Origin of the sequence: Pseudomonas chlororaphis subsp. chlororaphis, assembly GCF_003945765.1 — a bacterium.
Taxonomy (GTDB): domain Bacteria; phylum Pseudomonadota; class Gammaproteobacteria; order Pseudomonadales; family Pseudomonadaceae; genus Aquipseudomonas; species Aquipseudomonas chlororaphis.
The window spans coordinates 5,914,584-5,928,274 of sequence record NZ_CP027712.1 but is presented as its reverse complement, the minus strand read 5'-3'; the positions used below and the strand labels follow the sequence as shown (position 1 = coordinate 5,928,274).

Here is a 13,691-nt window from a genome sequence, read left to right as displayed (position 1 = left end):
TTTTCAATCAGACTGTTGCGACCTTTCTATTTAGAGTTCGACTCTTTGGTCACTAGCCTCTGACAGGCGCACCTGGATGCGTTCGATTAAAACCAGAGGAATAAAACATGACCATGATCATTGGCCTTGGGAGTTTTTCCCAACGACGCGTATTGGGCGTACTCGCCGCCAGTATGCTTTCTCTCTCCGTACAGGCCGCCACTCTGACCCGCGACAACGGGGCCGCGGTGGGCGATAACCAGAACTCGCAGACCGCGGGCGCTACCGGACCGGTACTGCTGCAGGATGTGCAGTTGATCCAGAAGCTCCAGCGTTTCGATCGCGAGCGCATTCCAGAGCGGGTGGTGCATGCCCGTGGTACCGGTGCCCATGGTTCCTTCACCGTGACCGACAGCCTGAGTGACCTGACCAAGGCCAAGGTATTCGCCGCCGGCCAGGTAACACCGGTATTCGTGCGTTTTTCCGCGGTAGTGCATGGCAACCATTCGCCGGAAACCCTGCGTGACCCGCGTGGTTTTGCCACCAAGTTCTATACCGCCGACGGTAACTGGGACCTGGTCGGCAACAACTTCCCGACTTTCTTTATTCGCGACGCGATCAAATTCCCGGATATGGTGCATGCATTCAAACCTGATCCGCGCACCAACCTGGATGACGATTCCCGGCGCTTCGATTTCTTCTCCCATGTTCCGGAAGCCACCCGGACCCTGACCGAGCTGTATTCCAATTCCGGCACTCCGGCCAGTTACCGGGAAATGGACGGTAACGGCGTGCACGCCTACAAGTTGGTGAATGCCAAGGGCGAAGTGCATTACGTGAAGTTTCACTGGAAGAGTTTGCAGGGCATCAACAACCTCGATCCCAAACAAGTGGTCGAGGTGCAGGGGCGCGATTACAGCCATATGACCAATGACCTGGTGACGCATATCAACAAGGGCGACTTCCCGAAATGGGACCTGTATGTCCAGGTCCTGAAGCCGGAAGATCTGGCCAAGTTCGATTTCGACCCGCTGGATGCCACCAAGATCTGGCCGGGCGTGCCTGAGCGCAAGGTCGGGCAGATGGTGCTCAACCGCAACCCGGCCAACGTGTTCCAGGAAACCGAACAGGTGGCCATGGCCCCGGCCAACCTGGTGCCGGGCATCGAGCCGTCGGAAGACCGCCTGCTGCAAGGCCGGGTGTTCTCCTATGCCGATACCCAGCTGTACCGCCTGGGCGCCAACGCCCTGCAATTGCCGATCAACGCGCCGAAAGTCGCGGTGAACAATGGCAACCAGGACGGCGCGATGAACAGCGGCAGCACCAGCACCGGCGTGAACTACCAGCCGAGCCGCCTGATGCCGCGTGAAGAGCCGCAAAGCGCGCGTTACAGCCAGCTGGCGCTGAGTGGCAGCACCCAGCAGGCGAAGATCCAGCGTGAGCAGAACTTCAAGCAGGCCGGCGATCTGTATCGTTCGCTGAGCCAGAAGGAGCGTCAGGACCTGATCGAGAACTTCGGCGGTTCCCTGGCGACCACCGATGACGAGAGCAAGCACATCATGCTGTCGTTCCTCTACAAGGCCGATCCGGAGTACGGCACTGGCGTGACCAAGGTGGCCAAGGGCGACCTGGCCCGGGTCAAGGCCCTGGCCGCCAAGCTGTCGGATTGATCCCACCCCGCGTCACGCCCCTGGCGTGACGCTTCCTCTTTATATAGGCGCGAGGCTTGCCCGCGAAAGGCCGTAAAGCGGCCCCAATACCGGTGATGGCGTTCTAACTGACGAGCGTATTTGCCCCGGTTGAAGTCATCGCGGGCAAGCCTCGCTCCTACAGAATCTTTGAGACAAGGGAGTCGCACCATGCGCCTGTTCATTTCGCTGCTGCTGGCCGCCTGCTCGCTGGGCGCTCATGCGCAGCAGCCGGCCCCCGCGGACCCGGTGGCGGTCAAGGTCCAACTAGAGAATTACTACTTCGATGCGGCCCGTCGCGGTGACGTCGAGATGCTCAATACCTTTATCGAGGCTGGTTATTCCCTCGATACCCAGGACGAGAAGGGCTACACCGCCCTGATCCTCGCGGCATATCACGGCCAGGGGCCGGCGGTGGAGCGTTTGCTGGCCGCCGGTGCCGACGCCTGCGTGCAGGATAAAAGGGGCAACACGGCGCTGATGGGCGCCATTTTCAAGGGCGAAGTGAAGATTGCCCGGCGCCTGTTGGCCACCGACTGCAACCCCGACCAGCGCAACGGCGCCGGCCAGACGGCGGCGATGTATGCCGGGCTGTTCAAGCGGGTGGAGCTGCTCGACGCCCTGGCGACCAAGGGCGCCGACCTGAATGCCGAGGACTCGCTGGGCAACAGCGCCACGCGTCTGGCCGAGGGCGAAATCCGCACGGTGGCGCCGCGCTGATCCGCTCCAGCTGAGCTATCATCGCGGTTTTTGCCCGGGGGATCAGATGGCCAAGGCCAAGCGCATGTACGGCTGCACCGAGTGCGGCGCAACCTTTCCCAAATGGGCCGGCCAGTGCGGCGAATGCGGGGCCTGGAACACCCTGACCGAGACCATGGTGGAAAGCGGCGGTGCCGCGGCCCCCAGCGGTCGTACCGGCTGGGCCGGGCAGCAGGCGCAGATCAAGACCCTGGCCGAGGTCAGCGTCGAAGAAATCCCGCGTTTTTCCACGGCTTCCGGCGAACTGGACCGGGTGCTCGGCGGCGGCCTGGTCGACGGTTCGGTGGTGCTGATCGGCGGCGACCCGGGGATCGGCAAGTCGACCATTTTGTTACAGACCTTGTGCAACATCGCCACGCGCATGCCGGCGCTCTACGTCACCGGCGAGGAATCGCAGCAACAGGTGGCGATGCGCGCCCGGCGCCTGGGCCTGCCTCAGGACCAGCTGCGGGTGATGACCGAAACCTGTATCGAAACCATCATCGCCACGGCCCGGCAGGAGAAGCCCAAGGTCATGGTGATCGACTCGATCCAGACCATCTTCACCGAGCAGCTGCAATCGGCCCCCGGCGGTGTTTCCCAGGTGCGCGAAAGCGCCGCGCTGCTGGTGCGCTACGCCAAGCAGAGCGGCACGGCGATCTTTCTGGTGGGCCATGTGACCAAGGAGGGCGCGCTGGCCGGGCCGCGGGTCCTCGAGCACATGGTCGACACCGTGCTGTATTTCGAAGGTGAATCCGACGGCCGCCTGCGCTTGCTGCGGGCGGTGAAGAACCGTTTCGGCGCGGTCAACGAACTGGGCGTGTTCGGCATGACCGACCGCGGCCTGAAAGAAGTTTCCAATCCTTCGGCGATCTTTCTCACCCGAGCCCAGGAAGAAGTCCCGGGCAGTGTGGTCATGGCTACCTGGGAAGGTACCCGGCCGATGCTGGTGGAAGTCCAGGCGCTGGTGGATGACAGCCACCTGGCCAACCCGCGGCGGGTCACCCTGGGCCTGGACCAGAACCGCCTGGCGATGCTGCTGGCGGTACTGCACCGCCACGGCGGCATTCCGACCCACGATCAGGATGTGTTCCTCAATGTCGTCGGCGGGGTCAAGGTGCTGGAAACCGCCTCCGACCTGGCGCTGATGGCGGCGGTGATGTCGAGCCTGCGCAATCGGCCCTTGCCCCACGACTTGCTGGTGTTCGGCGAAGTCGGCCTGTCCGGCGAAGTGCGCCCGGTACCGAGCGGCCAGGAGCGCCTCAAGGAAGCGGCCAAGCACGGCTTCAAACGGGCCATCGTGCCCAAGGGCAATGCCCCAAAAGAGCCTCCACCGGGCCTGCGAATCATTGCGGTAACCCGTCTGGAGCAGGCGCTGGATGCGCTGTTCGAATGACCCCTTGTGCCACTGAAAGGAAGCAGTTGATGCAGATGACAGGAGCGGGCCTTGGCGCCCTTGGTTTTACGCTGTTATGGGTAAGCGGCCTGGCTGTGGCCAGCCAGGAAGATGCGCCGCACGGCTATCGGATCGCCCAGGAATTGCTGGTCGGCGACGGCACGGTGCTAGAGGTCCTGGAAGACCGGCGCATCACCGCGCAATTGCATGCGCAGAGCTGGGGCAGCGGCCTGGACGAGGAAACCTTCGACGAGTCGACGGACAGCGAGCACCAGCCGCAGCTGGAGGCTCGGGTGCGCCTGGTATCGGAGGTTGGCGAAGTGCTGGCCGAGCAGTCCCTGGGCTACCCGCTGGCGAAGGTCGAGAAGGCACCGCTCAGCGGCCTGCCATACCCGGCATTTTTCCTTACCGTCGATCAGACGGCCCCAATGGGCAGCTATAGCGGCCCGGCCACGCAGATCCTGGCGCCGACGCAAAGCCGCTTGGAGCCCGTACTGTATCGGGACGAAAACGGGGAGCAGCGCCCGCTGGCGATGGCCCAGACCGGCAAGGCGGCCTGGCAGATCCTTCCATCGGCATCGGGGGCTACCGAGTCGATCGCCCAGGTGTCTTCGGCGCCTGCCAGCGAGGGTGACGATTTTGTGACCACCTACCGGATTTATCGCTGGGTGGACGGGCAGTGGACCGCCGCCAGTCGGCAACAGCCCGGTTATTGGGATATGGAAAGCGAATTCCCCGAGTCCTCGGCGTTCCCCTGAACGGCTGACGGGAAGAGGCGGGCGCTCAAACCTCCAGCAGCGCCCCCAGCTCGCGCTCCAGCTCCTGCGGGTCGGCGAGATTCAGTTCGATCAGCCGGCGCAGATGTTCGATCGACTCCAGGTCTATATGCAGGCAGACGAAGCCCAACTGACCGTGATCGTCGTGCGCCAGTCGCACGTCCATGCGTACTTCGGCGTCATCGCTCAAATGGATATCGGCTTCGAACGGCTGGCTTTCGTCCCCCAGCCAGGGATCGGGGCGCTGGATCAGCATGCCCCTGAGCGAGAGATCGACCAACTGCACGGACCAGCGATAAGGGCCCTGGCTCAGTTCGGTACGGGCATCGAAGGCGATGCGTTTGAAACGGCGACGATCGGAATGGTGTTCGCTCATGAGCAGCCCCTCTGCATGGTGAAATGACTATAGACCCGGGTTTGCCCAACCCGCTACAGCCAGCGGCGCACCTTGCGGCAATAGTCACGGTAGCGGTCGCCGAACAACTCCAGCAGATGGTGCTCGTCCGGCCGGATCACCGTCAGGTTCATCAGGTAAATCAGCAGCGGCAACAGCAGCCACGGCCACAGGCTGCCGAGCAACAGGGCGATGGCGCAGTAACCCAGGGTGTCGCCGAGATTGATGGGGTTGCGCGAGATTGCGAACGGGCCATCGCACAGCAGGCGCCGGGGTTCGCCGGCATTGCTGGTGGTGGTGTGCCGTTGCCTGAGACGCCACATCGCCCAGAACGACAGGCCCTGGCCGCCGATAATCAACAGCAGGGCCAGGGTGCGCAGCCAGCCGTTGACCGGGACCGGCAAGGGCACACCGTCGGCAAGCGACAGCGCCGCCACCAGGAACAGCAGATACAGCAGCGGCGGTGACAACGGCGGTCTATTGGGCGGCGCGGGCATGGGTACTCCAGACGACGAGTCCTTACAGGTGCGACCGCTTTTTCGCTCGGGTGGTTCAGTGCTCCGGGAACGCTTGCACCGAGGCGGTGCAAAACCTAGGAAAAAACTCAAAAGGACGCTCTAGACCAACGTGGGGGGTGGCCTTTGGGGCCAGTAGCGCTAAACTCCGGATGGCTGTCTTTCTTGTCCACCCTGGCTGGAATAATAAAATGAAAAATAATAATAGCCCGCTACGCCACTTACCCTGGCTGGTGCTGGCAATCGTAGGAGCGTGCGCCCTCGGCGTAGTGGCATTGCGCCGCGGCGAGGCGATCAACGCCTTGTGGATCGTGGTCGCTGCCGTGGCCATCTATCTGGTCGCATACCGTTACTACAGCCTGTTCATCGCTAACAACGTGATGCAGCTCGATGCGCGCCGGGCCACCCCCGCCGTGCTCAACAACGACGGTCTGGACTACGTTCCGACCAACAAGCACATTCTCTTCGGTCACCACTTCGCAGCCATCGCCGGCGCGGGCCCGCTGGTGGGTCCGGTACTGGCGGCGCAGATGGGCTACCTGCCCGGCACGCTCTGGCTGATTGCCGGGGTGGTGCTGGCGGGGGCGGTGCAGGACTTCATGGTCCTGTTCATGTCCACCCGGCGCAACGGCCGTTCCCTGGGCGACATGGTCCGTGAGGAAATGGGCCGGATCCCGGGGACCATCGCGCTGTTCGGCTGCTTCCTGATCATGATCATCATCCTCGCGGTGCTGGCGCTGATCGTGGTCAAGGCCCTGGCCGAAAGCCCGTGGGGCATCTTCACGGTGATGGCGACCATCCCGATCGCGATGTTCATGGGCGTCTACATGCGCTACATCCGCCCGGGCCGCATCGGTGAAATCTCCATCATCGGCGTGCTCCTGCTGCTGGGCTCGATCTGGCTGGGGGGCCAGATTGCCGCGGACCCCGTGTGGTCCAAGGCCTTCACCTTCACCGGCGTACAGATCACCTGGATGCTGATCGGCTACGGTTTCGTCGCCGCGGTGCTGCCGGTATGGCTGATCCTGGCGCCTCGCGACTACCTGTCGACCTTCCTCAAGATCGGCACCATCATCGCCCTGGCGATCGGCATCCTGATCACCATGCCCGAGCTGAAAATGCCGGCGCTGACCCAGTTCACCGACGGCACCGGCCCGGTCTGGAAAGGCGGCCTGTTCCCGTTCCTGTTCATCACCATCGCCTGTGGCGCGGTGTCCGGCTTCCACGCGCTGATCTCTTCCGGGACCACGCCGAAGCTGCTGGATAACGAAACCAACGCCCGTTACATCGGTTACGGCGGCATGCTGATGGAGTCCTTCGTGGCCATCATGGCGATGGTTGCCGCTTCGGTGATCGAGCCTGGCGTGTACTTCGCCATGAACAGCCCGGCGGCCATCGTCGGCGGTGACGTGGTCACTGTGGCGCAGACGGTCAGCAGCTGGGGCTTCGCCATTACTCCGGACGCCCTGCAAGCGGTGGCCAAGGACATCGGTGAAACCACCATCCTGGCCCGTGCCGGGGGTGCGCCGACCCTGGCGGTCGGTATCGCGCAGATCCTCCACCATGTGCTGCCGGGCGAGAACACCATGGCGTTCTGGTACCACTTCGCGATCCTGTTCGAAGCGCTGTTCATCCTGACCGCGGTGGACGCCGGTACCCGTGCCGGTCGTTTCATGCTGCAGGACCTGCTGGGCTCCTTCGTGCCAGCCCTGAAACGCACCGAGTCCTGGACCGCCAACCTGATCGCCACCGCCGGTTGCGTGGCCCTCTGGGGTTACCTGTTGTATCAGGGCGTGATCGACCCGCTGGGCGGCATCAACACCCTGTGGCCGCTGTTCGGCATCTCCAACCAGATGCTGGCGGGTATCGCGCTGATGCTTGGCACCGTGGTGCTGATCAAGATGAAGCGTCAACGCTACATCTGGGTGACCTTGCTGCCAGCCGCCTGGCTGCTGATCTGCACCACCACCGCGGGCCTCATCAAGCTGTTCGACGCCAACCCGGCAGTCGGTTTCCTGGCCCTGGCCAAGAAGTACAGCGATGCCCTGGCCAATGGTCAGATCCTCGCGCCGGCCAAGGACATCACGCAGATGCAGCACGTGATCTTCAACGCCTACACCAACGCCACGCTGACGGTGCTGTTCCTGCTGGTGGTATTCAGCATCCTGTTCTACGCACTCAAGGTGGGTATTTCCGCCTGGGGTAAAAAAGAACGCACGGATAAAGAGTCGCCATTCCATGCACTGCCAGATGCTTGATCGAGGACTGCAATCGTGTTCAATGACCTGAGTCGCCTCGGTAAATACCTCGGTCAGGCCGCGCGCCTGATGGTCGGCATGCCCGACTACGACAACTACGTCGAGCATATGCAGACCAAGCACCCGGACAAGCCGGTGATGTCGTACGAGGCGTTCTTCCGGGAACGCCAGGAAGCACGGTACGGCGGCAAAGCCGGGCCAAAATGCTGTTGATTCGTTAGTCCCTCTGTAGGAGCGAGCGTGCTCGCGAAAAACGTAAAGACGCCGAGTTCATTCTGAACGCACGCGGTGTCCTTGAGTTCTTCGCGAGCAAGCTCGCTCCTACAGTTGTTTTTGCGTTCCCATTTTTTCAGGAGAACCGCTTTTGTCCTCTCCAATCCCCGTCACCGTTCTCAGCGGCTTCCTCGGCGCCGGCAAGACCACCTTGCTGCGTCACCTGCTCAAGGCCGAGCACGGCCTGAAAATCGCCGTGATCGAAAACGAATTCAGCGATGCCGGTATCGACACCCAGTTGCTGGGCGACGAGCCGGTGCAAGTGATGACGCTGTCCAATGGCTGCGTCTGCTGCACCATCCACACCGATCTGACCAAGGCGCTGTACCTGTTGCTGGAACGGCTGGACAGCGGCGAGATCGCCTTCGACCGGCTGGTGATCGAATGCACCGGGCTGGCCGACCCCGCGCCCGTGGCCCAGACCTTCTTCATCGACGAAGAGCTGCGCGAGCGCTATATCCTCGACGGCATCATCACCCTGGTGGACGCCAAGCACGCCGAGCACCACCTGACCCAGACCATCGCCCAGGCCCAGATCGGCTTCGCCGACCGCCTGCTGGTGAGCAAGCGCGACCTGGTGGACGAGCAGACCTTCAATGCGCTGAGCGAGCGCCTGACCCGGATCAACCGACGTGCGCCGATCCGTGTGGTCGAGCATGGGCGCATCGATTTGGCCGAACTGCTGGATGTGCGAGGCTTCAACCTGAATGCCGACCTGGGCGGCGGTGTCAGCCTGCGTCCGGTGAGCAAGGCGCCTTCCATCGATCGTATTTCCAGCCTGGTGCTGCGCACCGACGCGCCGCTGGATATCGACCGGCTCAGCGAGTTCATGAACGAACTGCTGGAAGAGCACGGCAAGCAGCTGCTGCGCTACAAGGGCGTGCTGAACATTGCCGGTGAGCCACGGCGCCTGGTGTTCCAGGGCGTGCTCAAGCTGTACGGTTTCGACTGGGATACCGAGTGGGCCGAAGGCGAGGCGCGGGAGAGCGTGATTGTGTTCATTGCCGACGATCTGCCGGAAGAAAAGATCCGTGCCGGATTCGCCAGGATGGCGGCGCAGTAGTTTCGTTACACATTTGCCACGAGGTCATCGCGAACAAGCCCGCTCCGGTCCGCAGGAGCGAGCGTGCTCGCGAAACGCCGGTTACTGTGGAACCGCGCAGGCCTTGAGCAACCTTTCCTCCAGGTGATCCAGGTGCCCGGTCATCAAGGCGACCGCGGCCTTTACGTCACCGTCTTCGATGGCATCGACAATCGCCGCGTGCTCCTGCCAGGCGCAATGGCTGCAGGCGCGGGTTTCATGGTGGGCAATCGCCAGTGACGTCAGCGGCACCAGGCTGCCGAGGAAGTGCGCCAGCGGCGCGTTGCCGGCCACCTCGGCCAATTGCAGGTGAAACTCGCCGGACAGGCGGATCGCCGGGCCACGCAAGCCGCGGTCGATGCAATCGCGCTCAGCGGCGATCAGCTCCCGCAGACGCTTGAGGTTGCGCGGTGCCGGTTGCTGGCAGGCGAGCCTGACCAGGGTGATTTCCGTCAGGCGTCGGGCGTGCAGGATCTGTCGCGTTTGCTCGTGGTCCGGAGCCGCCACCTGAGGCCGGTGGTTGGGCCGCAGGATGATCACCTGTTGATGGGACAAGCGCGCCAGGACCTGGCGAATGATGCTGCGACTGACCCCGAACACTTCGCCGAGGCTGTCCTCGGTGAACCGGCTGGCGGGGGCGATGCGTTGTTCGAGAATGGCATCGAAAATCTGCGGATAGACATCGTCGACCAGCAGTTTTTTCTCGCCGCTGCGGCGCCGTGGCAGGGCAGCGGGGAGGGGGAATGCAAGTTTGTTCAAGGCATAGCTGGCCATGGCCTGTCTCCAGTCCGGTTACCGATACGAAAGTGTTGTGCGGCTTAGTTGCCCAGATGATCGTCCGGGATGTTCAGCTCGATGCCCATGCGCTGGCCTTCCCTGAGGATGTGCCGGCGCATTTCGGCACTGGCCAGCGCGCTGTTCTTGTTGCGGATCGCCCGGACCACCGCTTCGTTTTCTTCCAGGCGTTCGGCCAGGTGCTCCGGCGAGTTGCGCAGGATCTCAGCGCTCTGCTTGAGGGCGTTGCTGGTCTGCTGCACCACGTTCTGGAAGATCGGGTTGGAGGTCAGGGTGAACAGCTCTTCATGGAAGGCGATGTAGGCGTTCATCCCGGCTTCGCTGTCGTTGGCGTCCAAGGCCTCGCGCATGTCCATCAGGGTCAGGCGCAACTGGCCCACTTCCTTGCTGCTGATGGACTGCGCCACCAGGCCGACGATGAATGGCTCAAGGGTGTAGCGCAGTTGCAGCACGTCCTCGAGGCTGGCGCCCGCCACGCCGCTGTCGCTGGCCGGTTGTTCATTGAAGCTGGCCTCCAGCACCACCACGCCTTTGCCGGGCATGGAACGCACCAGGCCCAGGGTTTCCAGAACAGTCACCGCCTCACGCAGGCTCGGGCGGCTGATGCCCATTTGCTCGGCCAATTCACGTTGCCCCGGCAGCATGTCGCCGGAGCGCCATTGGCCACGGGCCAAGGCCGCCCGCAGCTTTTCTACCACTGAATTTACAACCGTTGACGAGGTGATCACTGTTCACTCCCTGGAATATGGCGGATGAGGCCCATGGCAGGCGCTGATTGTTGTGCCTGCCGGCGAGAGGCACAAGGCATGCCTCAGAACTCCTGCTGCTGCGCGCCGGGCAGCGGTTTGCGCGGTTGGAAACCATAGCCCTGCTGGCCGCTCAGGACTTTGTTGGCCCGTTGAATATCGATGTCTTTTTCCCAGCGGGCGATCGCCACGGTGGCGACGCAGTTGCCGATCAGGTTGGTCAGCGCCCGGCCGATGCCCATGAACCAGTCCACCGCCAGCACCAGCACCAGGCCCACCACCGGGATGGCCGGGATCGCCGTCAGGGTGGCGGCCAGGATCACCAGCGCCGAACCGGGAATCCCGTGGGCGCCTTTGGAGGTGATCAGCGATACCAGCAGGATGGTCAGCAGGTCGGACATCGACAGCGGCGTACCGGTGGCATTGGCGATGAAGACGATGGCCAGGGTCAGGTAGATCGAGAACCCGTCGAGGTTGAACGAGTAGCCCGTCGGGATGACCAGGCCGACCGTGGAGCTGCCGATGCCCAGGTGCTCCAGTTTGCGCATGATCTGTGGCAATACGGCGTCGGAGGAGGCGGTGCCGAGGACGATCAGCAGCTCTTCGCGCAGGTATTTGAGGAACGGCAGCATGCGCAGGCCGGAACAGCGCATGACCAGCCCGAGAATCACCGCCACGAAGGCGAAGCAGGTCAGGTAGAACAGGCCCACCAGGCTGCCCAGGTGCTGCAGCGAGTCCAGGCCGTATTTGCTGGTGGTGAAGGCGATGGCGCCGAACACGCCGATCGGCGCCAGGCGCACGATCATGCCCATGATGCGGAAGATGATGTGGCTGAGTTCGTTGATCAGCCGCGAGATGCCGGAAGCGGCTTCGCCCACCAGGTTCAGCGCGCTGCCGAACAGCACGGAGAACAGCAGGACCTGCAGGATGTTGTTTTCGGCGAAGGCGCCCAGTACCGAGTTGGGGATCAGCCCCATCAGGAACTCGGAGGTGCCGTGCATGTGCTGGCTGCGTTGGGCGATGTCGCCCATGTCGGCGGCGGACAGCTGTTCCAGATGGATATTGGCGCCGCTGCCGATGCCGGTGGTGAAGGCGAAGACCAGGCCGATCACCAGGGCGATGGTGGTCAGGACTTCGAAGTAGATGACCGATTTGAGCCCGATGCGTCCGACCTTTTTCAGGTCTCCGGCGCCGGAGATGCCGCTGACCACCACGCAGAAGACGATCAGGCCGATCAGCATCTTGATCAGCTTGATAAAGGCGTCGCCCAGTGGCTTGAGTTGCGAGGAGTATTCGGGAAGTGTCAGTCCGCACACGATGCCGAGCATCAGTCCGAGGACTACCTGGAGGAAAATCGAACGCGAGCACCATCTGAGCATGAGGGGAATCCTGGTCGGTGTCCCGGCTGCCGTGCGCGGAGCGCATCAGATTCGGGACTTAATTATTGTGGTCTTACCGGTATGTCCAGTGCAGGCGCAGTCTATGCCCGAGTTTCCCGCGAATACAAGGGTAAATCCGAAAATTGGCATGACCGGTCTGACCAGTGGTGCTGGTCCTGTAGCTGCTGCCGCAGGCTGCGATAAGGCCGAAGGCCTTCCTGCGATCTTCAGAGTGTCGCGGCCGTGCCGGCCGATCGCAGCCTGCGGCAGCGGCTACAGGTCCCGGGCCAGACAATTCGCGGACGAAAAAAAGCCCGGCGCGAAGGCCGGGCTTTTCATGCAACGCTCTGCTAATTAAGCGCCGTATACCGGCAGCTTCTTGCAGATGGCTTTGACTTTCTCACGAACGGCGTCGATCACCGCTTCGTTATTCAGGTCAGCCAGGATGTCGCAGATCCAGCCAGCCAGCTCCTTGCACTCGGCTTCCTTGAAGCCGCGAGTGGTCACAGCCGGAGTACCGAAACGCAGGCCGGAGGTGACGAACGGGGAGCGTGGGTCGTTTGGCACGGAGTTCTTGTTCACGGTGATGAAGGCCTTGCCCAGGGCGGCATCGGCGTCTTTACCGGAGATTTCCTGCTTGATCAGCGACAGCAGGAACAGGTGGTTCTGCGTACCGCCGGAAACCACGTCGAAACCGCGCTCGATGAACACGCCGGCCATGGCCTGGGCGTTCTTCACCACTTGTTGCTGGTAGGCCTTGAACTCAGGCTGCAGCGCTTCCTTGAAGCAGATGGCCTTGGCGGCGATCACGTGCTCCAGCGGGCCGCCCTGGGCGCCCGGGAATACCGCGGAGTTCAGCTTCTTCTCGATGTCGGCGTTGGCGCGCGCCAGGATCAGGCCGCCACGTGGACCGCGCAGGGTCTTGTGGGTGGTGGTGGTTACCACGTCGGCGAAAGGCACCGGGTTCGGGTAGACGCCAGCGGCGACCAGTCCCGCAACGTGAGCCATATCAACAAAGAGATAGGCACCGACCTTGTCGGCGATTGCGCGGAAACGTGGGAAGTCCAGGACCTGCGAGTAGGCAGAGAAACCGGCCACGATCATCTTCGGCTTGTGCTCGACCGCCAGGCGCTCGACTTCGTCGTAGTCGATCAGGCCGTTGGCATCGATGCCGTACTGGATGGCGTTGTACAGCTTGCCGGAGGAGGAAACGCTGGCGCCGTGGGTCAGGTGACCGCCGTGGGCCAGGCTCATGCCCAGGATGGTGTCGCCAGCCGACAGCAGCGCCAGGTAAACGGCGGCGTTGGCTTGCGAGCCGGCGTGCGGCTGAACGTTGGCGTAGTCGGCGCCGAACAGCTCCTTGGCACGGTCGATGGCCAGCTGCTCAACCACGTCGACGTATTCGCAGCCGCCGTAGTAACGCTTGCCTGGGTAACCTTCGGCGTATTTGTTGGTCAGCACCGAGCCTTGAGCTTCCATCACCGCAGGGCTGGTGTAGTTTTCCGAAGCGATCAGCTCAATGTGCTCTTCCTGGCGCTGAGCTTCTTGCTCCATGGCGGCAAAGAGATCGGCGTCGTACTTGGCAATAGTCAAATCACGGCTGAACATGGCGGTCCTCAAGGATCGGGGCAGAAAAGGGGGGCATTCTAACCCAACGGGTTTTAGATGGCATA

Annotated in this window: 13 protein-coding genes; 7 read left to right on the top strand and 6 right to left on the bottom strand. The window is 62.7% G+C overall.

What is annotated here, in order from left to right; translation table 11 throughout:
- The first annotated feature begins 107 nt into the window (after positions 1-107).
- The 4 genes from katB to C4K27_RS26895 all read left to right on the top strand — a co-directional run bounded on the left by katB (position 108) and on the right by C4K27_RS26895 (position 4,559).
- Positions 108-1,649: a catalase KatB gene (katB, locus tag C4K27_RS26910; protein WP_009045732.1), complete on the top strand. Its 1,542-nt coding sequence runs from the start codon at positions 108-110 to the stop codon at positions 1,647-1,649.
- 189 nt (positions 1,650-1,838) lie between these two features.
- Complete coding sequence (locus C4K27_RS26905) at positions 1,839-2,387, top strand: ankyrin repeat domain-containing protein (protein WP_053262752.1); 549 nt, start codon at positions 1,839-1,841, stop codon at positions 2,385-2,387.
- A 46-nt stretch (positions 2,388-2,433) separates the two neighbouring features.
- Positions 2,434-3,801 carry a DNA repair protein RadA gene (radA, locus tag C4K27_RS26900; RefSeq protein ID WP_007930034.1) on the top strand — a complete coding sequence of 456 codons (1,368 nt, stop codon included), beginning with the start codon at positions 2,434-2,436 and terminating at the stop codon, positions 3,799-3,801.
- A gap of 29 nt (positions 3,802-3,830) precedes the next feature.
- Positions 3,831-4,559: a hypothetical protein gene (locus C4K27_RS26895; protein ID WP_053262751.1), complete on the top strand. Its 729-nt coding sequence runs from the start codon at positions 3,831-3,833 to the stop codon at positions 4,557-4,559.
- 25 nt (positions 4,560-4,584) lie between these two features.
- Here C4K27_RS26895 and C4K27_RS26890 read toward each other — a convergent pair whose 3' ends face one another.
- The gene (locus C4K27_RS26890) at positions 4,585-4,953 is read right to left on the bottom strand and encodes a PilZ domain-containing protein (RefSeq protein ID WP_007930036.1); all 369 of its coding nucleotides are present in this window, start codon (positions 4,951-4,953) and stop codon (positions 4,585-4,587) included.
- Positions 4,954-5,006: 53 nt separating this feature from the next.
- The gene (locus C4K27_RS26885) at positions 5,007-5,468 is read right to left on the bottom strand and encodes a methyltransferase family protein (protein ID WP_007930037.1); all 462 of its coding nucleotides are present in this window, start codon (positions 5,466-5,468) and stop codon (positions 5,007-5,009) included.
- A gap of 209 nt (positions 5,469-5,677) precedes the next feature.
- On the opposite strand from C4K27_RS26885, the gene C4K27_RS26880 reads away from it, so the two are divergent.
- From C4K27_RS26880 to yjiA, 3 genes are all read left to right on the top strand, one after another.
- A complete protein-coding gene (locus C4K27_RS26880) occupies positions 5,678-7,744 on the top strand; it encodes a carbon starvation CstA family protein (protein ID WP_053262750.1) in 2,067 nt (688 codons plus the stop codon).
- A gap of 15 nt (positions 7,745-7,759) precedes the next feature.
- Positions 7,760-7,957: a YbdD/YjiX family protein gene (locus tag C4K27_RS26875; protein WP_007930039.1), complete on the top strand. Its 198-nt coding sequence runs from the start codon at positions 7,760-7,762 to the stop codon at positions 7,955-7,957.
- A 151-nt stretch (positions 7,958-8,108) separates the two neighbouring features.
- The gene (gene yjiA, locus C4K27_RS26870; protein WP_053262749.1) at positions 8,109-9,080 is read left to right on the top strand and encodes a GTPase; all 972 of its coding nucleotides are present in this window, start codon (positions 8,109-8,111) and stop codon (positions 9,078-9,080) included.
- Between the two features lie 81 nt (positions 9,081-9,161).
- On the opposite strand, the gene C4K27_RS26865 is transcribed toward yjiA, so the two are convergent.
- From C4K27_RS26865 to glyA, 4 genes are all read right to left on the bottom strand, one after another.
- Entirely contained in the window at positions 9,162-9,872 is a 711-nt protein-coding gene (locus C4K27_RS26865) for a GntR family transcriptional regulator (protein WP_053262748.1), read from the bottom strand.
- Positions 9,873-9,916: 44 nt separating this feature from the next.
- A complete protein-coding gene (locus C4K27_RS26860) occupies positions 9,917-10,621 on the bottom strand; it encodes a FadR/GntR family transcriptional regulator (protein ID WP_053262747.1) in 705 nt (234 codons plus the stop codon).
- An 83-nt stretch (positions 10,622-10,704) separates the two neighbouring features.
- Positions 10,705-12,018 (bottom strand): C4-dicarboxylate transporter DctA, encoded by a 1,314-nt coding sequence (locus C4K27_RS26855; RefSeq protein WP_009045724.1) that lies wholly within the window; start codon positions 12,016-12,018, stop codon positions 10,705-10,707.
- A gap of 354 nt (positions 12,019-12,372) precedes the next feature.
- Positions 12,373-13,626, bottom strand: a complete 1,254-nt coding sequence (gene glyA / locus C4K27_RS26845) for a serine hydroxymethyltransferase (protein ID WP_007924771.1) — start codon at positions 13,624-13,626, stop codon at positions 12,373-12,375.
- Positions 13,627-13,691 lie beyond the last annotated feature (65 nt).

Bases quoted from the DNA above. Each gene is read 5' to 3' on its own strand.
- katB (WP_009045732.1), top strand. From the start codon at position 108: ATGACCATGATCATTGGCCTTGGGAGTTTTTCCCAACGACGCGTATTG.
- C4K27_RS26905 (WP_053262752.1), top strand. From the start codon at position 1,839: ATGCGCCTGTTCATTTCGCTGCTGCTGGCCGCCTGCTCGCTGGGCGCT.
- radA (WP_007930034.1), top strand. From the start codon at position 2,434: ATGGCCAAGGCCAAGCGCATGTACGGCTGCACCGAGTGCGGCGCAACC.
- C4K27_RS26895 (WP_053262751.1), top strand. From the start codon at position 3,831: ATGCAGATGACAGGAGCGGGCCTTGGCGCCCTTGGTTTTACGCTGTTA.
- C4K27_RS26890 (WP_007930036.1), bottom strand. From the start codon at position 4,953: ATGAGCGAACACCATTCCGATCGTCGCCGTTTCAAACGCATCGCCTTC.
- C4K27_RS26885 (WP_007930037.1), bottom strand. From the start codon at position 5,468: ATGCCCGCGCCGCCCAATAGACCGCCGTTGTCACCGCCGCTGCTGTAT.
- C4K27_RS26880 (WP_053262750.1), top strand. From the start codon at position 5,678: ATGAAAAATAATAATAGCCCGCTACGCCACTTACCCTGGCTGGTGCTG.
- C4K27_RS26865 (WP_053262748.1), bottom strand. From the start codon at position 9,872: ATGGCCAGCTATGCCTTGAACAAACTTGCATTCCCCCTCCCCGCTGCC.
- C4K27_RS26855 (WP_009045724.1), bottom strand. From the start codon at position 12,018: ATGCTCAGATGGTGCTCGCGTTCGATTTTCCTCCAGGTAGTCCTCGGA.
- glyA (WP_007924771.1), bottom strand. From the start codon at position 13,626: ATGTTCAGCCGTGATTTGACTATTGCCAAGTACGACGCCGATCTCTTT.